The 19,944-nt window shown below is 60.3% G+C and carries 15 protein-coding genes; 14 read left to right on the top strand and 1 reads right to left on the bottom strand.

Annotated elements, in window-relative coordinates; translation table 11 throughout:
* Nucleotides 1-9 precede the first annotated feature (9 nt).
* The 14 genes from BM079_RS01335 (at nt 10) to BM079_RS01270 (ending at nt 17,883) form a co-directional block, all read left to right on the top strand.
* Nucleotides 10-915 carry a MucB/RseB C-terminal domain-containing protein gene (locus BM079_RS01335; protein WP_175489554.1) on the top strand — a complete coding sequence of 302 codons (906 nt, stop codon included), beginning with the start codon at nt 10-12 and terminating at the stop codon, nt 913-915.
* 199 nt (nt 916-1,114) lie between these two features.
* Nucleotides 1,115-2,524 carry a DegQ family serine endoprotease gene (locus tag BM079_RS01330; RefSeq protein ID WP_090130749.1) on the top strand — a complete coding sequence of 470 codons (1,410 nt, stop codon included), beginning with the start codon at nt 1,115-1,117 and terminating at the stop codon, nt 2,522-2,524.
* A gap of 214 nt (nt 2,525-2,738) precedes the next feature.
* Entirely contained in the window at nt 2,739-4,556 is a 1,818-nt protein-coding gene (gene lepA, locus BM079_RS01325) for a translation elongation factor 4 (protein WP_090130061.1), read from the top strand.
* 42 nt (nt 4,557-4,598) lie between these two features.
* Entirely contained in the window at nt 4,599-5,399 is an 801-nt protein-coding gene (lepB, locus tag BM079_RS01320) for a signal peptidase I (RefSeq protein ID WP_090130059.1), read from the top strand.
* Between the two features lie 115 nt (nt 5,400-5,514).
* A complete protein-coding gene (gene rnc / locus BM079_RS01315) occupies nt 5,515-6,198 on the top strand; it encodes a ribonuclease III (RefSeq protein WP_090130057.1) in 684 nt (227 codons plus the stop codon).
* Nucleotides 6,199-6,267: 69 nt separating this feature from the next.
* On the top strand, nt 6,268-7,206 hold the full coding sequence (era, locus tag BM079_RS01310) for a GTPase Era (RefSeq protein WP_090130055.1): 939 nt from the start codon (nt 6,268-6,270) through the stop codon (nt 7,204-7,206).
* 2 nt (nt 7,207-7,208) lie between these two features.
* Nucleotides 7,209-7,919, top strand: a complete 711-nt coding sequence (gene recO / locus BM079_RS01305; protein WP_090130053.1) for a DNA repair protein RecO — start codon at nt 7,209-7,211, stop codon at nt 7,917-7,919.
* A 10-nt stretch (nt 7,920-7,929) separates the two neighbouring features.
* On the top strand, nt 7,930-8,709 hold the full coding sequence (pdxJ, locus tag BM079_RS01300) for a pyridoxine 5'-phosphate synthase (RefSeq protein ID WP_090130051.1): 780 nt from the start codon (nt 7,930-7,932) through the stop codon (nt 8,707-8,709).
* Between the two features lie 70 nt (nt 8,710-8,779).
* Nucleotides 8,780-9,676, top strand: coding sequence for a cysteine synthase CysM (gene cysM / locus BM079_RS01295; protein ID WP_090130049.1), 897 nt, complete (start codon nt 8,780-8,782; stop codon nt 9,674-9,676).
* Nucleotides 9,677-9,678: 2 nt separating this feature from the next.
* The gene (locus BM079_RS01290) at nt 9,679-11,052 is read left to right on the top strand and encodes a methyltransferase domain-containing protein (RefSeq protein WP_090130048.1); all 1,374 of its coding nucleotides are present in this window, start codon (nt 9,679-9,681) and stop codon (nt 11,050-11,052) included.
* 25 nt (nt 11,053-11,077) lie between these two features.
* Nucleotides 11,078-13,345: a GTP diphosphokinase gene (relA, locus tag BM079_RS01285; protein WP_090130046.1), complete on the top strand. Its 2,268-nt coding sequence runs from the start codon at nt 11,078-11,080 to the stop codon at nt 13,343-13,345.
* Nucleotides 13,346-13,375: 30 nt separating this feature from the next.
* On the top strand, nt 13,376-14,206 hold the full coding sequence (mazG, locus tag BM079_RS01280) for a nucleoside triphosphate pyrophosphohydrolase (RefSeq protein WP_090130044.1): 831 nt from the start codon (nt 13,376-13,378) through the stop codon (nt 14,204-14,206).
* Between the two features lie 116 nt (nt 14,207-14,322).
* Complete coding sequence (gene ppc, locus BM079_RS01275; RefSeq protein ID WP_090130042.1) at nt 14,323-17,046, top strand: phosphoenolpyruvate carboxylase; 2,724 nt, start codon at nt 14,323-14,325, stop codon at nt 17,044-17,046.
* A 204-nt stretch (nt 17,047-17,250) separates the two neighbouring features.
* A complete protein-coding gene (locus tag BM079_RS01270; RefSeq protein WP_090130040.1) occupies nt 17,251-17,883 on the top strand; it encodes a superoxide dismutase in 633 nt (210 codons plus the stop codon).
* 105 nt (nt 17,884-17,988) lie between these two features.
* Here BM079_RS01270 and BM079_RS01265 read toward each other — a convergent pair whose 3' ends face one another.
* The gene (locus BM079_RS01265; RefSeq protein WP_090130038.1) at nt 17,989-19,944 is read right to left on the bottom strand and encodes a DNA topoisomerase III; all 1,956 of its coding nucleotides are present in this window, start codon (nt 19,942-19,944) and stop codon (nt 17,989-17,991) included.

Raw genomic sequence — 19,944 nt, 5'->3', positions numbered from 1 at the left:
TGTGATCGGATGGATCAGGAGGTAGGCGACAACGGGGAGCAATGGTTCAGACGCAGCCTGATGGCCGAGCGCTGCCATGCCTTTCAGGCCGTAGCCCTTCGTCTTGGCATGGGCTCTTTGCGCACCTTTTTGTTTGAGCATCGAATCGATGACGGGCAGGAGCAGGAGCGCATCCAGTTTCTGGATGGCCCTGCCGAGACCATCGAGCACGACGGGCATCCGCCGGGTCTCTGGTGGACCGGGCGTTCGGATGGTTCCTTTCATCTTGCTTCGATCGATGACACGGTCGAGCAGCTTCAAAAGCACTATGACTTCAGTCTGGTAGCGCGTGATGTTGTTGCCGGACGCAAGGCCGTTGTGCTGGATATCACTCCCCGGGATGACCAGCGTTTTCCGCATCGGCTATGGCTTGATGTTGCCAGCGGACTGCCGCTGCGACAGCAGCTCTTGAACGCTCAGGGCTACGCTGTGGATACCATACAGATCGTACGTATCGACTCCCTTGTGCGCTCCAGCGACACTCTTTATCTACAGGAACCTGATGGTGACGCCATGCCCGAGGCGTCCTGGCAGCCACAGTGGCTGCCGGAAGGGTTCTATCGACAGCCGGCAACGCTGGAGGTCACACTCAACGGTGCAAGCCTGCAGCGCGAAATCTATAGCGATGGTCTGTCCGCCATGAGCCTTTTTGCGGGCCCGGTCAATGACAACACCGCGCTGCGCGAAGGCGTGCACCAGCTTGGCAATTTCCGTGCCGCAGCGCGCCACGTTCAGCATGACGGGGATACCTGGCAGGTGATTGCCGTGGGCGCTCTGCCGGCAGAAGTGCTCACCCGCGTGGTCTCCCGGGTGCATCTGCAGGAGAGTGACAGTGCGCCCGACGATAAACAGGATAACTCCGCGGCGTCTTCCTGAAGGTAGAACTTAATTTACGCTTAACAGTCTATAGGGGCGACAGGAGGGGCATTCCGGCCCCGACCTGGTCACCGTATCCGCTAACGCCATAGCCTATAAGAGTATCCGGAGTCCCAAGATGGCCGATCTCTCATGCATTGATGCCCCAGTTACCGATACTTCCCCAGACCAACACCACTATGCCCGCAGATGGCAGGCCATGGCGCTCATGGTGCTGTTGATGACCGCTCTGATGGTCATGTCACTGCCAGCCAGAGCCGTTGAGCAAAAAAACGGTCTGCCCGATTTCACGTCTCTGGTCAAAAGCGCCGCCCCCGCCGTGGTGAACATTTCAACCACTCGTGAAGCTGCCGCTCGCTCCGGCATGATGGGGCCCAATCAACAGCTGCCGGATATTTTTCGCCATTTTTTTGGTGATCAGCTGCCGCCCGGATTTGGCGGGATGCCCGACCAGGGCGGCAGTCAAACGCTGAGCTCACTGGGGTCCGGTTTTATCATCAGCGAAGATGGCTACATCCTGACCAATGCTCATGTCATTGATGGGGCCGACACCGTGACCGTCAGGCTCAATGACCGCCGCGAGATGACGGCTGAAGTCATCGGTCAGGATCAGAAGACCGATATCGCTTTGATCAAGGTGGATGCCAAGGGTCTGCCGACACTCAAAATGGGGGATTCGGACGGCCTTGAAACCGGTGAATGGGTCGCCGCGATCGGCTCGCCCTTCGGATTTGATCACTCAGTGACCGCCGGGATCGTGAGTGCCATCAACCGTACGCTGCCTACCGAAAGCTATGTGCCCTTTATTCAGACCGATGTGGCCATCAATCCTGGCAACTCCGGCGGGCCGCTGTTCAATCTGGATGGCGAAGTGGTCGGCATTAACTCGCAGATCTTTACCCGCAGTGGCGGCTTTATGGGCGTGTCATTTGCCATTCCCATCAACGTCGCCATGGATATCGCCGATCAGCTCAAGGACAACGGGCGCGTTGATCGCGGCTGGCTCGGTGTTGTCATTCAGCCGGTCTCCGATGATCTGGCAGACTCTTTTGGTCTGGATCGTGCCCGCGGTGCGTTGATTGCCGATGTGGCCCCTGACAGCCCGGCCGAGAAAGCGGGACTTCGCTCTGGTGACATTATCCTGAAGGCCGGTGACAGCGACATCGATACCTCCGATGCACTGCCGCGTCTGATCGGTCGCGTCTCGCCGGATGACAGCATCGATCTGCGCGTCCAGCGTGACGGTCATGAGCAGACCATCAAGGTCAAAGTGGGGCAGTGGCCCGACAGCGATGACTCGGTCAGCGACGTTTCCGGCTCCGACAAGGATAGTATCGGGCTTGCGGTGTCGAATCTGAGCGCCGAGCAGCGCCAGCAGATGGGGATCGATGCCGGTGTTCTGGTACAGCAGGTAGCACCGAACAGCGCTGCAGCCCGCGCCGGTCTGCAGCCGGGCGACGTGGTCGTCGAGCTGGCGGGCAAGCCGGTGGATTCGGTCGCCACGCTGCGCAGGCTGACCGGTCAGCTCGACAGCAAAAAGGCGGTACCCATGCGCATCAGTCGTGACGGCGCAACGCTGTTTGTGCCGCTACGTCCCGACGCACGCTGATCGATGCCTTCAACAACAAGGGCCCGCTTCGGGCCCCTGTTGTCATCAGTCGACTCGCAATGAGTGATGGCTGCAGTGTCATCGCCGGCAGGTTGCCTATCACCTGATTCGTCAACACGCTACAATGCGCCCATTTTCAGCCATGGTCAGCGCAGATGCTACAGCGGCGCTGAGGCGCCATGGCTCACGGTGCTTTAACAGGTGATCACCTCGAATGACGAATGACGCAAGCAACGGAACACTGAAACATATCCGTAACTTCTCGATCATTGCCCACATCGACCATGGCAAGTCGACGCTGGCAGATCGCATCATCCAGATCTGTGGTGGTCTGACCGAACGTGAGCTCAAGGAGCAGGTGCTCGACTCGATGGATCTCGAGCGTGAACGCGGTATCACCATCAAGGCGCAGTCGGTCACCCTCGATTATCGCGCCCCGAATGGCGAGCTCTATCAGCTCAACTTCATCGACACGCCCGGCCATGTCGATTTCTCCTACGAGGTATCGCGCTCGCTCTATGCCTGTGAAGGCGCGCTGCTGGTCGTGGATGCCGGTCAGGGGGTCGAAGCACAGTCGGTAGCCAACTGCTATACCGCCATCGAGCAGGGCCTTGAGGTACTGCCGGTGCTCAACAAGATGGACCTGCCGCAGGCCGATCCGGCGAAGGTAAGTCACGAAATCGAGGAGATCATCGGACTTGAGGCCGATAATGCGCCGCAGGTGTCGGCCAAGACAGGCCTCGGAATGGAGGCACTACTGGAGGAGCTGGTTCGCTTCATTCCGCCGCCCAGAGGTGATGTCGACAAGCCCGCCCAGGCACTGATCATCGACTCCTGGTTTGATAACTATCAGGGTGTGGTATCGCTGGTGCGTCTTTTTGACGGCACCATCAAAAAGGGTGACAAGGTCCTGATGAAGTCCACCGGTCGTGAGTGGGAAGTCAGCGACATCGGTATCTTCACGCCCCGCCAGAAAAGCACCGGCATGCTGAGAGCCGGCGAAGTAGGCTTTATCATCGCCGGCATCAAGGACATTCACGGTGCCCCGGTGGGCGATACCATTACCCACGCCAGAACGCCTCAGGTCGAGCGTCTACCAGGCTTTCAGAAGGTCAAGCCGCAGGTCTACGCCGGCATGTTCCCCATCAGTTCGGATGACTACGAGGATTTCCGCGACGCGCTCGAGAAGCTGGCGCTCAACGATGCCTCGCTGGACTACATTCCCGAAAACTCCGACGCGCTGGGCTTTGGCTTTCGCGTCGGCTTTCTCGGCACCCTGCACATGGAGATCATTCAGGAGCGCCTCGAGCGTGAATACGGTCTCGATCTGCTGACCACGGCACCCACCGTTATCTACGAGCTGGAAATGAACGACGGCGAGGTGCTTTACGTTTCCAACCCGTCCAAGCTTCCGGATATGGGGTCGGTCAACGATATCCGTGAGCCGATCGTGCGCGCCAACATCCTGGTGCCACAGGAGTATGTCGGCAACGTTATCAACGAGTGCGTGGTGCGCCGTGGCGTGCAGCTCGACATGCAGGTGCTGGGCAGTCAGATGCAGCTGGTCTATGAACTGCCGATGGGCGAGGTGGTGATGGACTTTTTCGACCGCCTGAAGTCGATCTCCAAGGGCTACGCCTCGCTGGATTACAGCTTCGAGCGTTTCGAGTCCGCGCGTCTGGCCCGTCTGGATGTGCTGATCAACGGCGACCGGGTCGATGCCCTGGCCACCATCGTGCATCGTGACCAGGCGCATCAGCGTGGACGATCGCTGGTCGAGCGCATGCAGGAAATGATTCCGCGTCAGATGTTCGATGTGGCCATTCAGGCGGCCTTGGGTGGGCACGTTGTGGCCCGTTCGACCGTCAAGGCACTGCGCAAGAACGTGACCGCCAAATGTTACGGCGGCGACGTGTCGAGAAAGCGCAAGCTGCTGGACAAGCAGAAGCAGGGTAAAAAACGCATGAAGCAGGTCGGCAAGGTAGAAATCCCCCAGGATGCCTTTTTGGCCGTACTGAAAGTCAATGATTGAGCGTAGCTCTGGCTGCGCTCCCGTGAGTCGGGAAAGCACGTAATGGATTTTTCACTTCTGCTGGTCGTGGCCGTTTTTGTGACAGGTGCCATCTGGCTGCTGGATATTGCTGTACTGCGCCGTCGGCGCGAAAGCTCGTCGGGGGGCAGCCGACCGCCGGGAGAAGTGACCCATGACACGGCTGCTCCGGGCACCCCGAAGGAGCCCTGGTATGTGGATTACTCCAGAGCCTTTTTCCCGGTGCTGCTGGTCGTGCTGGTGCTGCGCTCCTTTGTCATCGAGCCGTTTCAGATTCCGTCACGTTCCATGGAGCCCACGCTGGATGTCGGTGATTTCATCGCCGTCAGCAAGTTTTCCTACGGATTGCGCCTGCCCGTGATCAACACCAAAATCCTGGATATCGGAGAGCCCGAGCGTGGCGATATCATGGTGTTTCGCTATCCGGGCGATCCGTCAGTCAATTACATCAAGCGCGTAATCGGTGTGCCGGGGGATCGCATCCGCTATCAGGACAAGCAGCTTTATATCAACGGCCAGCCCGTTCGAAAGGATCTGCTGGATGACAGCGGCAGCGATAACGATACCCAGGCGCTTTACAGGGAGCACCTCAAGGGCGTTGAGCATTACATCTTCAACAATCTTGATGCGCCCGGACCGCAGATGAGTGAAGTCACAGTGCCACCCGGGCATTACTTCATGATGGGCGACAATCGCGATGATTCCAACGACAGCCGCTACTGGGGCTTCGTTCCAGAAGAAAACATCGTCGGACGAGCCTTTGGCGTCTGGATGCACTGGAACGGCGGTCTGCCGGACTTTACCAAGGCGAGATTGCTGCACTAGGTATTCTCTTTCATCCGTCAGAATTTACTGATGGAAAATCCCTTTCAACAGAAGCTGTCGAAGGACAGCTTCTGTTATCATTTATGCCTGTTTCATTGAACAAAGCGACTATCTCGTGAGCAGTTCCCTCAATATCCTAAGTGACCGTATCGGCTATCGTTTTGACGACAGGGCCCGCCTTGAGCTCGCCCTGACCCATCGCAGCTATGGCGGTGCCAATAACGAGCGGCTCGAGTTTCTGGGCGACTCCATTGTCAACTTCGTGGTGGGCGAGGCGCTCTATGCGCGCTTTCCACAGGCACGTGAAGGGCAGCTATCAAGACTCCGGGCGCGTCTGGTCAAGGGGGAGACACTGGCCGAGCTGGCACGCGAATTCGAGCTGGGTCAGTTCCTGCGACTTGGCTCGGGAGAGATGAAAAGCGGCGGGCATCGGCGTGATTCGATCCTTGCCGACGCCGTGGAAGCCATCATTGGCGCCATTTATCTTGATAGTGACATGACCTCGGCCAGACGCTGCGTACTGGCCTGGTATGACGCGCGGCTTCAGGCGCTCAACCTCGAGGACACCCAGAAGGATCCCAAGACCCGCCTTCAGGAGTTCCTTCAGTCTCGCCAGATCGCGCTGCCGCGCTATGAAGTACTCAACATTGAAGGCGAGGCACATGCACAGCAGTTCACGGTGAGCTGTCATGTGGAAGTGCTTGATGCACCAACGACCGGTGCCGGCGCCAGCCGACGCCACGCTGAACAGCAGGCCGCCGATCAGGCACTGAAAAAAATCGATGCGATGCGTCGATGAAGCGTTCTGGCTGCCCTGCTGCATACCCTGTTACCGCAACACCGGACACACGTTAACGTGGAGCATTTCATGAACGATATCACCACGGACGACACTCCCGAATCCGGTGCGTCCACGCGCTGTGGATTTGTGGCCATTGTCGGTCGTCCCAACGTGGGCAAATCGACCCTGATGAATCGCATTCTGGGTCAGAAGATTTCGATTACCTCCCGGCGCCCGCAGACCACGCGCCATCAGGTCATGGGCGTCAAGACCGAGGCCGATACGCAGACCATCTATGTGGATACCCCCGGTATCCACATCATGCAAAAGGATCGCAATCGCGCCATCAACGCCTTCATGAACCAGGCCGCTACACAGGCGCTGCGTGATATCGACTGTGTCGTCTTTATCGTGGATCGCACAAAGTGGACGAAAGAAGACGACATCGTGCTCGAAAAGCTTGCCAGCGTGCAGGCACCGGTGATCGTGGCTGTCAACAAGGTGGACTGGATCGAGGATCGCTCCAGGCTCATGGCCTGGCTTGCCGAACTCGAAAAGCGTCGCAGCTTTGCCGCCATCGTGCCGATCTCGGCGCGTCACGGCACCAATGTTGACGCACTCGAAGCGGAAGTGGCCAAACATCTGCCGCAGAACGTGCATTTTTTCCCGGAAGAGCAGGTCACCGATCGCAGCCAGCGCTTTCTGGCCGCCGAACTGGTGCGTGAAAAGGTCATGCGTCAGCTCGGCGACGAGCTGCCCTATCAGATGACGGTAGAAATCGAGCAGTTTCGCGATGAGGGCCACATCATCCACATTCATGCCCTGATGCTGGTCGAGCGGGAAGGCCAGAAAAAGATCCTGATCGGTGAAGGCGGCGAGCGCATCAAGAAGATCGGTCAGGAGGCGCGGCTGGAGATGGAACGCGCCTTTGACTGCAAGGTCATGCTCAAGCTGTGGGTCAAGGTCAAGCATAACTGGTCCGACGATGCCCGAGCGCTGAAAAGCCTTGGTTACGATCTGGACTGATCATGGAACTGCAGCCGGCCTATCTGCTGCACCGTCAGGCATGGCGCGAAACCAGTGCACTGGCCGATATCCTGACGCTTCATGATGGGCGTATTCGCGCCGTGGCCCGTGGCGTCATGCGCCCGGGAAGCCGCACGCGTCACCGGCTTCAACCCTTTACGCCGCTGCATCTGACCTGGCAGGGCGAAGGCGAGTTGAAAACGCTGAGGGTGATCGAATCCCAGGGGCCGGGTGCCATGCTGGCAGGTGAAGGGCTTATCTGCGGGCTTTATGCCAACGAGCTGATGACGCGTCTGCTGCCCCTGTCGCTACCGGTAGATACGCTGTTTGCCTTTTATGCCGCGCTTCTTGAAGCCCTGCCTTTTCCCGACCGCCGCAGTGGGGCGCTGCGGCGCTTCGAGATAACCCTGCTCGAGGCGCTCGACAGCGAACCGGTCTTTCTGGATGAGCAGGACCGGCCGCTTGATCGCGAAGGGCGCTATCTTTATGACCCGTCCCTGAAACGGTTTCGAGTGGCGCCTTCCGACGGACCGGCCTTTGACGCGCGCGCGCTGGGCTGGCTCTCTCGTGGTGACTGGGACGCCGCAGGGCTTGCCGGTACCGCCCGTGTGCTGACTCGTCAGGCGCTGGCGCCGCTGCTGGGAAGTCGCGAACTACGATCGCGTGAGCTGATGAATGAACTGTTGCGCCGTCGCCGCACGGGTAGGCGCTAAAGGAGACACCATGTCGGAGCAAGTCGCCAATTCCCTGCCGTCGCGTATTCTGCTGGGCGTGAATGTCGACCACATTGCCACGTTGAGACAGGCGCGCGGCACGCGTTTCCCTGATCCGGTCGAGGCAGCACTGATCAGCGAAAAGGCCGGCGCGGATGGCATTACCATGCATCTGCGTGAAGACCGCCGCCACATTCAGGATCGCGATATCGAGCTTGCCGTGCAGATGCTTAACACACGGCTGAACCTTGAAATGGCCGTGGTCGAGGAGATGGTCACACTGGCTGAAAGGCTCAAGCCCGCCAACGTATGTCTGGTGCCTGAAAAGCGCGAGGAGCTGACGACTGAGGGCGGGCTGGACGTGGTAGGTGGCCTTGATCGCATTCGACACGCCTGTCAACGCCTTGAGGCCGCAGGCTGTGAGGTCTCGCTGTTTATCGATCCCGACCCTGATCAGATCCGGGCCGCCTTCGATGCCGGTGCTCCTGTCATCGAGCTGCATACCGGTGCCTGGGTGGAAGCCTCACGTCAGGACGCCGACGTTGAGCTGGCCCGCATCGCTGCAGCGGCAGAAATGGCCCATGCCCTGGGCATGACGGTCAATGCGGGCCATGGTCTGCACTACCACAATGTGGAGGCCATTGCCGCCATGCCCTGGTTTCACGAACTCAATATCGGGCATTCGATCGTGGCCCGCGCGGCATTGACCGGCCTTGGTGACGCGGTTCGTGACATGAAACGCCTGATGGTGCAGGCCCGTGCCTTCAGCACCTACGAGCGACCGTCCTGATGACAAGGTATCAGGCGGGCTACGTTGTTCTCGGCTCTTTTCTGGCATCCCGTTGATTCTGGAGCGCTGCATGGATTACCCCACTATTGAATCCACCATCGGGCATACCCCGCTGGTACGTCTCAAGCGTCTACAGGTCGGCAGCAACGTTCTGCTGGCCAAGCTTGAAGGCAATAATCCTGCCGGCTCGGTCAAGGACCGTCCGGCCCTGTCGATGCTGGCGCATGCCGAGGCGCGCGGCGAGATTTCCCCGGGTGACACCCTGATTGAAGCCACTTCAGGCAATACCGGCATTGCGCTTGCGATGGCGGCGGCCATCCGTGGTTATCACATGATTCTGATCATGCCGGACAGCGCCAGCAGCGAGCGCAAGCAGGCCATGGCCGCCTATGGAGCCCGACTCATCGAGGTCACGAAGGCACAGGGCATGGAAGGCGCCCGCGACCTGGCCGACGAGATGATCGCGCGCGGCGAGGGCAAGCCGCTTAATCAGTTTGCCAACCATGACAACCCGCTGGCGCATTTTGAAACCACCGGCCCCGAGCTCTGGGAACAGACCGACGGCAGGATTACGCACTTCGTCAGCTCGATGGGGACCACCGGTACCATCATGGGGGTGTCGCGTTATCTGAAATCGAAAAACGAGGCGATTCAGATCGTCGGCCTTCAGCCCGAAGACGGCGCCAGCATTGCCGGTATTCGCCGCTGGCCCGAGGCTTATCGTCCGAGCATCTTTGAGCAGTCGCGCGTTGATCGCATTCTGGATATCGGTCAGCAGGAAGCCGAGGAGTACATGCGTCGTCTGGCGCGAGAGGAGGGCATTCTGGCTGGCGTCTCCTCGGGGGGAGCCCTCGCAGGCGCTCTGCGGATCGCGCGCGAGGTCGATAATGCCGTGATTGCCTTTATCGTCTGCGACCGTGGCGATCGCTATCTTTCCACCGGCCTTTACGCACCGGAGCAGCACTGATCATGGCCATGTTGGGACAGCGCCGTCAGCAGCGGCGCCCGGCGCGCAAGCGTCTGGAAGCATCAAATGGCCAGCGCGATGAGAAAGGCAGCGTTGTGATCGAACGGATGGCGCATGACGGTCGGGGCGTATCGCGCAATCGTGACGGCAAGACGCTTTTCATCGAGCAGGCGCTCACCGGTGAAGAGGTCGAAGTGGCCATCCATACCCAGCATGGCCGCTATGACGAAGGTCACGTGCGTCGGGTTGTGAAGGCTTCCGAGGCGCGGGTCACCCCCGGTTGCGAGCATTTCGGTCGCTGCGGTGGCTGCGATCTGCAGCACCTTGAGATCGAAGGCCAGCGCCGTCACAAGCAACAGGTGCTGCGTGAGCATCTTGAGCGTCACGACATTGCGCTTCCCGAGCCTGAACTGCTCAAGGGCGAGGCGTGGGGCTATCGTCGCCGAGCGCGTCTGGGCGTGCGAGTCGGCAGCGATGACCGCCTTCATTTCGGCTATCGGGTGCGGGGTCAGGACCGCCTGTTCAACATCGAGCAGTGCCCCATCCTCGAGCCGCGCCTTGAAGCGCTGCTGCAGCCGCTGCGGGCTCTGATCGAGACACTCGAGGCGCCGCGACGTCTTGGGCATGTCGAGCTGGTGGCTGGTGATGACAGCGTCATGATTACCCTGCGACAGCTGCGTCGCGTGCCCGGTGACATGACGCGCTGGCAGCAGTTCGCTCGTGACCATCAGCTGCTGCTGAGCGTGCTGGCGGGTGAGGGAAACTCCCCGCAGCTGATGCGTCTGGACGATCATCCCGACATCTGGCCTCACTATCGGGCGCTGGTCGATGATCGTGGCGCTGGCATCGGCATTCAAAGCGGAGATTTCCTGCAGGCCAATGCCGATGTCAACCATCAGCTGGTGGCGCGGGTTCTGGAATGGGCCAATGTTCACAACGAGATGGCAGTGATGGATCTCTTTGCCGGCGTGGGCAACTTTTCCCTGACGCTGGCCGCTGCCGGTGCCCGGGTCATCGCCTACGAAGGTCGGGAATCAATGGTGCAGCGGCTGCGCGATAATGCCGAAAATGCCGGCGTTGCGGATCGAATCGACGCGCGCTGTACGGATCTTTCCGGGGCTCCGGCCGGTCTTGAGCAGGCTGACCTGGTGGTGCTGGACCCGCCTCGATCAGGTGCCCAGGGCATCTGTCAGGCGCTCGCCGACAATGGGCCGTCACGCGTGCTCTATGTGTCCTGTGAGCCGGCGACACTGGCACGTGATGTGCATATTCTGACGGGAGGCGGCTATCGTCTGGTGCAAGCACTGGTCGCCGACATGTTCCCACAGACCGCCCATCTGGAATCGCTGGTGCTGCTTGAGCGCCAGTCAACATAACAAGACATGACGGGAAGCGCGTGACATGGTCAAGGTTCGCGAAGATCAGCCGCTTGATGCCGATGGACGGGTCGATATCTCGACCTGGATTACCCATCTGCAGGGGGAAACCACGCTCAAGGATCCGGCCGAGCTTGAACGCGTCTGCCGGTTCGTGGCGCGGATCAATCAGGAGGCGGCCAGTCGACAGCCGGCCTGGCGCGATATCTATTCGGCCTTTCGTATCGGTCTTGAAATGGCCGATATCCTCAGCGAGCTCAAGCTTGATCAACAGGCGATCACCGCCGCCGTACTCTATCGAAGCGTTCGCGAAGATCTGATCCGGATCGAAGTGGTCGAACGTGAGTTCGGTGCCGAGGTCGCTACCCTGATCGACGGGGTGCTGCGCATGGCGGCCATCTCCCAGCTGCAGGCGCCGGGGCAGTCCATGACCCAGCATAATCAGCAGGAGAACCTGCGCAAGATGCTGGTGGCGATGATCGATGATGTCCGCGTGGCGCTGATCAAGATTGCCGAGCGAACCTGCATGCTGCGTCAGGTGCGCGACGGTTCCCGCGAGCGGGCCCTGCGTGTGGCGCGCGAGGTCTTTGATATCTACGCGCCGCTGGCCCACCGGCTGGGCATCGGTCAGATCAAGTGGGAGCTCGAGGACCTCTCCTTTCGCTATCTGCATGAAAGCGACTACAAGACCATTGCCAGACAGCTGGCGGAAAAGCGCCTGGCTCGCGACCGCTACATTCATGACGTGGTCGATACGCTCAAGCGTCTGCTCGAAGCGCAGCACATTACGCGCTATGACATTTCGGGGCGTGCAAAGCACATCTATTCGATCTGGCGCAAGATGAAGCGCAAGCACATCGACTTTTCCCAGGTCTATGATGTGCGTGCTGTTCGGGTGCTGGTCCCCGAAGTGACGGATTGCTACACGGTACTGGGTATCGTTCATTCGCTCTGGCATCACGTGCCCAACGAGTTTGACGACTATATCGCCAATCCCAAGAAAAACGGTTACCAGTCGCTGCATACGGCGGTGTTCGGCCCGGAAGGCAAGGTGTTCGAGATTCAGATTCGTACCTTTGCCATGCACGAGGACGCCGAGCTTGGCGTCTGCGCCCACTGGCGCTACAAGGGCACGGATGTTGACGCCAAAAGCCGCAGCTATGAAGAAAAGATTGCCTGGCTTCGTCAGGTGCTGGAGTGGCAGGAAGAGGTCGGTGAGCTCACCGATCTGACCGAGGGGCTCAACTCCGATATCGCGCCGGATCGCATCTATGTCTTTACGCCTGAAGGACACGTCATTGATCTGCCCCGGGTTGCCACGCCCATCGATTTTGCCTACCGCGTGCATACCGAGGTCGGCCATCACTGCCGAGGGGCCAAGGTCGATGGGCGCATCATTCCGCTTACCTATCAACTAAAAACCGGCCAGCAGGTCGAGATTCTGACCGCCACTCAGGGGGGGCCGAGCCGGGACTGGCTCAACCCGAGCCTTGGCTATGTGCGCACCTCGCGGGCGCGCGCCAAGATCCAGTCTTGGTTCAAGCAGCAGGCGCGCGATCAGAATGAGGAAGAGGGCCGGGCGCTGCTGGAGCGTGAATTTCGCCGGCTCGATCTTGAGCGGCTGGATCGCACGCGCCTGGCGCAGGCGGTCAATTACACCACGCTCGAGGACATGTACGCCGCCATTGGTGCCGGTGATCTGCGCATCGGTCAGGTGCTCTCGCAGGCGCAGCATCTCTTTGGTGAAAGTGATGACACCGACGAACTCGATCGTCTGCTGGCACGCCCACGCCGTCAGGGCGTGCGGGAAAACACCGATACCATTACCGTACTCGGGGTCGGCAATCTCAAGACGCAGATGGCCAACTGCTGCCATCCGGTACCCGGCGATGACATCGTGGGCTTTATCACTCAGGGACGGGGCGTCACGGTGCATCGGCAGGACTGTCCCAACATTCTGCAGCTTCGAAGCGACGAGCCGGCGCGGATTGTGCAGGTCGAGTGGGGGCAGCAGCAGCCCATCCAGTATCCGGTAGACATCGAGATCAAGGCATGGGACCGCTCCAACCTGCTGCGCGATGTCACCGGTATCCTGTCCAATGAAAAGGTCAACGTACTGGGCGTGAACACGACGACCAACCGCGACGATCACATGGCCACCATGAAGATCACGCTGGAGGTTTCGGGGCTTGATGTGCTCTCGCGCGTGGTCAATCGCATCGGCCAGTTGACCAACGTGACCGACATTCGCCGGCTGCGCCAGGGCGGTGGCAGCATGCAGGCCTCTCGCTAGACAGATGTTTCAGGGCACAAGGGTATTTTGATGCAGGATCAACACCGCTACACGCTTGATGATCTATTGATGCTGATGCAGGTGCTGCGTGACCCGCAGCAGGGCTGTCCGTGGGACGTGGCACAGCACTGGGAGACCATCGTGCCTCACACGCTTGAAGAAGCGCACGAGGTTGCCGATGCCATCGAGCGGCGCGCCTTTGATGAGCTGCCTGGCGAGCTTGGGGATCTGCTGTTCCAGATCATCTACTACGCGCAGTTTGGCAGTGAGGAGGGCCGATTCGATTTCCACGATATCGTGCACGTGCTGACCGCCAAGATGATTGCCCGCCACCCCCATGTTTTCCCGGGTGGTCATCTTGATTCGCGTCGACAGGGCGTGGCGGCGTCCGATGTGGACACTTCGGAGATCAATCGACGCTGGGAGGCCCGCAAGGCCGATGAGCGTGACTCGCGGGCAGCCACGTCATACCTGGATGACATTCCGCTGGCCCTGCCGGCGCTGTCGCGTGCCGGCAAGCTCTCCAGCCGCGCGTCCCGGGCCGGGTTTGACTGGCCGAACCATCATGGCGCGCTGGAAAAGATCCGTGAGGAGCTGGCCGAACTGGAGGCCGAGATCGAGACGGGGCATCAGGGCCGAATGAACGACGAGCTGGGCGATCTTCTCTTCGCAGTGGTCAATCTGGCCCGGCACCTGAAGATCGATCCTGAGCAGGCGCTGAGAGGGACTTCGCAGCGCTTTGAACGCCGTTTTCGTCACGTTGAAACTGCCGTGCGCGAGAGCGGCCATGCCATCGATGCGACCGATCTCGATACCCTTGAGCGCCATTGGCAGGAGGCCAAGCGTACCGAGGGCAAGTAGGTGTCTTTTACACTCTCCGTATTCGACTTTGGTCGCAAGTCATTTCTGTAGTGTTGTTGTTGTCCGCCGGGCGCGTCAGGCTCTAGCTTCCTGTCACGCGCCTTGCGGAGTCTTTCATGCAACACGTTTCCTCTTCTGTCCCTGAAGATGGCGCTTCGGGGGAAGCTTCCAACAACGATAATGCGCTGGAAGACAATGTGCTTCATGCCTCCCTGCGTGAGCATGTGCGTCTGCTCGGCGACAGCCTCGGACACACCATTGCCGACGATCTGGGGCCCGAATTTGTCGACCAGATCGAGAAGATCCGGGCACTGGCCAAGCAGGGGCGCAAGGATGCCAGCGCCCGCGCCGAACTGATCGATTACCTTCGCACCCTGCCGGAAGAGCGCATGCTGCCGGTCACGCGTGCCTTCAACCAGTTTCTCAATCTGGCCAACCTGGCCGAACAGCACTACCGGGGGCGTTTCCGGCGGGTCGAGGATTATCGTCCCGGCACCCAGCCGCGTCTGGATGACCTGCTGGAGCGTCTGACGCAGGCAGGCCATGACGGCGATGCCCTGATCGAGCGGATCGCCAGCATGCGCATTGAACTGGTGATGACCGCGCATCCGACCGAAGTGGTCAGGCGTACCCTGATTCGCAAATACGACGCCATCAACGGCTGTCTGGGAGAGTTGAGCGGCAGTGAAGAGCACCCCGAGCGCCTTGAGCAGCTGCAGGGGCGCCTGAACGAGCTCGTCAGTCAGGCCTGGCACACCAGTGAAATACGTGCTGAACGGCCGACACCGGTCGATGAGGCGCGCTGGGGGCTGGCGGTCATCGAGCAGTCGCTGTGGCAGGCTGTGCCGACCTTTTATCGCGAGCTGGATCAACTGCTGCTGTCGCGGGCAGGTCGACGCCTGCCGCTGGATGCGGCCCCCATCCGATTTGCTTCCTGGATGGGCGGTGACCGCGATGGCAATCCCAATGTGACCTCGGCCGTGACCCGTGAGGTGCTGCTGCTCGAGCGTCATCGCGCTGCGGAAAGTTTCCGACGCGATGTCGAGCAGCTGCGCCTTGAACTGTCGATGTGGAAGGCCACGCCCGAGCTGATCGAGCTGGCCGGTGGCCCCTGCCCGGAGCCGTATCGCAGGGTGCTCAGCGACCTTGAGCAGCGTCTGGCGGCCACGCGTGACAAGGCCCAGATGATCTGGGAAGGGCACGGCTGGAGCGGTGAGCGGCCCACGGTGGAGACCCGTGAGGCGCTGCAGGCGCCGCTGGAAGCCTGTTATCACTCGCTGATGGCCTGTGGTCTGGACGTTATCGCCAACGGCGCGCTGCTGGATACCCTGCGTCGGGTGGCCTGCTTCGGGACCACCATGACCCGCCTGGACATCCGCCAGGAGTCGACGCGCCATACGCAGGTGTTCGAAGAGCTGACCCAATACCTGGGTCTGGGCAACTATGGCGAGTGGGATGAGGCGATCCGTCGTGACTTTTTGCTCAGGGAACTGAGTTCGCCGCGTCCGCTGATTCCCTCGCAGTGGCCCTGCTCGGACGATGTGCGCGAGGTGCTCGACACCTTCGCAATCATCGGCTCGGAGTACAGTGAGGCACTGGGGTCCTATGTCATTTCCATGGCCGGTCAGGCCAGTGATGTACTGGCTGTGGCGCTGCTCATGAAGGCCGTGGGCGGGCGCGTCAGTCTGCCCATCTCGCCTCTGTTTGAAACGCTGGACGATCTGGACCGTGCCGGTCACGTGATCAATGATCTGCTGGCCATGCCGACCTATCGATCACTGATTGATGCCCGTCAGGAAGTGATGATCGGCTATTCCGATTCGGCCAAGGATGCCGGTCAGCTGGCGGCGGCCTGGGCGCAGTATCGCGCGCAGGAGCGGCTGGTCGAGGTCTGTCATGAGCATGATGTGACGCTGACGCTCTTCCATGGCCGCGGGGGTACGGTCGGGCGTGGGGGCGGCCCGGCACACGCGGCCATTCTGTCCCAGCCGCCGGGGTCGGTGCAGGGCAGCCTGCGGGTGACCGAACAGGGCGAGATGATTCGCTTCAAGTTCGGTCAGCCTCGCATTGCCGTGCGTTCGATGGAGATCTATCTCAGCGCAGTGCTGGAAGCCACGCTTCTGCCACCGATCGAGCCCAAACAGGAATGGCGCGAGGAGATGGATCATCTGGCTCGACGCGCCCATGAAGTGTACTCGGGCATCGTGCGGGAAGATCCAGCCTTTGTCCCTTACTTCCGCGCCGTCACGCCGGAAACGGCGCTTTCCGGACTACCGCTGGGCTCACGACCGGCCAAGCGTCGCGCCACGGGGGGGGTCGAAACGCTCAGGGCCATTCCCTGGATCTTTGCCTGGACCCAGACACGTTTGATGCTGCCGGCCTGGCTGGGTAGTGACGCGGCCTTTGCCGAGCGAAGCGATAGTGCAGAAGGCATGGCGCGCCTGCGCGAGATGATGAACGAGTGGCCGTTTTTCGGCACCTTCCTGGACATGCTCGAAATGCTGCTGGCCAAGGCGGACGCCGAAATCAACGCCTATTACGAAGAGCGTTTGATCGACGATGAAAAATCGCGCGCTTTGGGCACGTCACTGCGTGAGCGTCTGGAGGGGCTTGAGCAGACGCTTTTGAACATTCGCGGGCAGCGTCAGCTTCTTGAGCATGCGCCATTGATTCGTCAGGCGGTGGACGTGCGCAATCCCTATATCGATCCGCTGCACGGGCTGCAGGCCGAGCTTTTGTATAGAAGTCGTCAGCTCGAGGGCGATATTTCGCCGGATCTGCAGCGTGCGCTGATGGTGACCATGGCGGGCATCTCGGCGGGGCTTCGCAATACCGGCTGACGCCTGCAAAAGGGTCGGTGACATCAATACACAAAGAATTGTGTCATCGACCTTGAAAACACGCTGTGGGCACCTAATGTCTTATGGGACATACGAAGGTGGCTCGCCACGCTTCAATCCGTCCTTAACTGTCATGGCGATTGCAGGGATAAAAAAGCGGTCGCCGGTTTAAATCCGCTCAGCGAGCGAACAAGGAGTTTGACCATGGCTTACAAGCTTCCCGAACTGCCCTATGCATTTGATGCACTCGAGCCGCACATCGATGCGCAGACGATGGAAATCCACCATGGCAAGCATCACAACACCTATGTGACCAACGCAAACGCTGCGCTGGAAAAGCTTCCTGAAGATCTGGCCGGGCTTGAAGCGCCCGAGCTGCTCAAGCAGCTGGACCGCGTCCCGGAAGAGCAGCGCACCGCCATTCGTAACAACGCCGGTGGTCATGCCAACCACTCGCTGTTCTGGGAAATCATGACCCCGAATGCTCGTGGTCTGAAGGAATTCCCGACGCTGATGAGCGATATCGAGAAGACCTTTGGTAGTGTCGATGCCTTCGCCGAGAAGTTTGAAACAGCCGCCAAGGGTCGCTTCGGTTCCGGCTGGGCATGGCTGGTGGTCAAAAACGGCAAGCTGGAAATCGTCTCTACTGCCAACCAGGACAGCCCGGTTTCCTCTCAGGCCTACGGCGGCTACGATGCCACGCCGATTCTGGGCGTCGATGTCTGGGAACACGCTTACTATCTGAACTACCAGAACCGTCGTCCGGACTATCTCAAGGCATTCTGGAACGTGGTCAACTGGGCAGAGGTCGAGAAGCGCTATAACGCTGCCAAATAAGCACGTTATGCGCTGACGCAAGCGTCTGCCGTCCGCCCGCATCAGCAAACGCTGATGCGGGTTTTTCATGTCTCGGATGCTATAGCTTTCGTGCCCTGAAATGTACTATTGCTTGTTGTCCTGACCTTTTGAGGTGCGCCGTCTAGGGCTCTTCTTGCGCGAGTTTGATGATGTGCGCCTGGTGCTCCTGCCGCGCCCTGATCCCGTTTTTTTCCCAACAGCGGTCGGCTGTTCGCCGCCTGCCTGCTGCATGGCGCCGGCAAGTCGTGCGGCATCCACTGCGCGTACCAGTGTCTTCAGCTCACCGGCCATGTCGCCGAGAAAGGCGTCCAGAGAGTCGTCGCCTTCGCGCACCCGTGAGAGTCGCTGCTCCCAGAGGGCGGTTCTTTCCGGGCCCGAGAGGCTTTCGGGCAGGGCATCGATCAGACCGCGTCCGCGTCGGGTGGCGCGAATGGCGCCGGACTGTCGATGAACATATTCCCGTGTCAGAAGTGTTTCGATCATGCTGGCCCGGGTTGCCTCGGTACCCAGTCCGTCGGTTTCCCTGAGCGTGGCGCGGACGCTGTCATCGGTCACGTAGCGAGCCACATGGGTCATGGCGTTGATCAGACTGGCATCGGTAAAGGGCTCGGGCGGGCGCGTCTGCCGCGTTTGAACTTCGCATTGCGTGACACGGGCCTCATCGCCCCGGGTCATTGCCGGCAGAAGGGCGTCTTCATCAGGGGCATTGAACAGTGCCCGCCAGCCGATCTGCAGGATTTCGCGTCCTTTCGTCGAAAACGGCTCTTCAAGCGCTTCCAGGGTGACGCGGGTATCCTGGTACTCAAAGGACGGGTAAAACTGGGCCAGCACATTGCGTACCACCAGCGTATAGACGTTGTGCTCCTCCCGGCTCAGCGTCTGCCAGCGCGGCGTCTGTCCGGTGGGCGCGATGGCGTGGTGCGCTCCGATTTTTTTGTCGTTGAAGGCGCGCGACGCCCGGGTGGTATCGACGCCGGCATGCCAGCGCCCAAGCGTATCATCCCCCTGACAGGCGTTGCGCAATGTGTTGGCGACGCCCTTGAGATAATCCTGCGGCAGATAGCGACAGTCCGAGCGCGGATAGGTAATCAGGCGATGCTTCTCGTACAAGCGCTGAGCGCAGTCAAGAACGGACTGGGCTGACATTTTATAGCGTCGGGCGGCGTCAATCTGAAGTGTGGATAGCGAGTAGGGCAGCGGCGCTCCCTGTCGCTGTTTTTTCTGCTCGACCTCTCTGATGACCGCTGACTGGCCGGGCAGCCTTTCGGCAAGCGCACGCGCGGGTGCCGGGTCCAGAAGACGGCCCTGATCATCCATGCGATGCTGCTCGCCCGGTTGCCACCAGGCCCGTACGGTGCCTTCCCGAGTCGCAAAATCGGCCCATAGTGGATAGAAATCCACTGGCTGGAAGTTCTCGATGGTCCGATCACGACGCACGATCAGGCCCAGCAGCGGTGTCTGCACCCGTCCGATCGAAAGCACGCCCTTGAGTCCCGCCTGCTGGCCGGTCACTGTCCAGGCCCGGGTCAGATTGATTCCGTACAGCCAGTCCGCTCTTGATCGGGTCAGCGCCGCTCTATAGAGCGATTGAAAGCGCGTATTGTCCTCGAGCGCCTGCCAGGCTCGCTTGATGGCGGGCGTATTCATGTCGCTGATCAACAGCCGGTCGATGGGACCTTTCCAGCCCAGATACTCGATGGTTTCCTGCACGAGCAGCTGGCCTTCGCGGTCCGGGTCACCGGCATGAACGATCCGGTCGGCAGACTTGATCAAACGCTTCAGGATGGCCAGCTGTCCGCGCGCTTTCGATCGAGGCACCAGCTTCCAGCTGGCGGGGACGATGGGAAGATCATCCAGACGCCAGCGCTTGAAGCGCTCGTCATAGATCTCGGGAGCAGCCTGCTCGAGCAGATGGCCAAAGCACCAGCTCACGGTGATTTCAGCGCTGGTCAGGGCGCCTTCCGTCTGGCTGAAATGTCCGGGCAGTGCCGTGGCAATGGCGCGGCCCAGCGATGGTTTTTCGGCAATAATCAGCTGCAT

It is taken from the genome of Kushneria avicenniae (genome assembly GCF_900112585.1).
GTDB lineage: Bacteria > Pseudomonadota > Gammaproteobacteria > Pseudomonadales > Halomonadaceae > Kushneria > Kushneria avicenniae.
The sequence above is the reverse complement of the archived record's forward strand: the minus strand, read 5'-3'. Positions and strand labels throughout refer to the sequence as shown.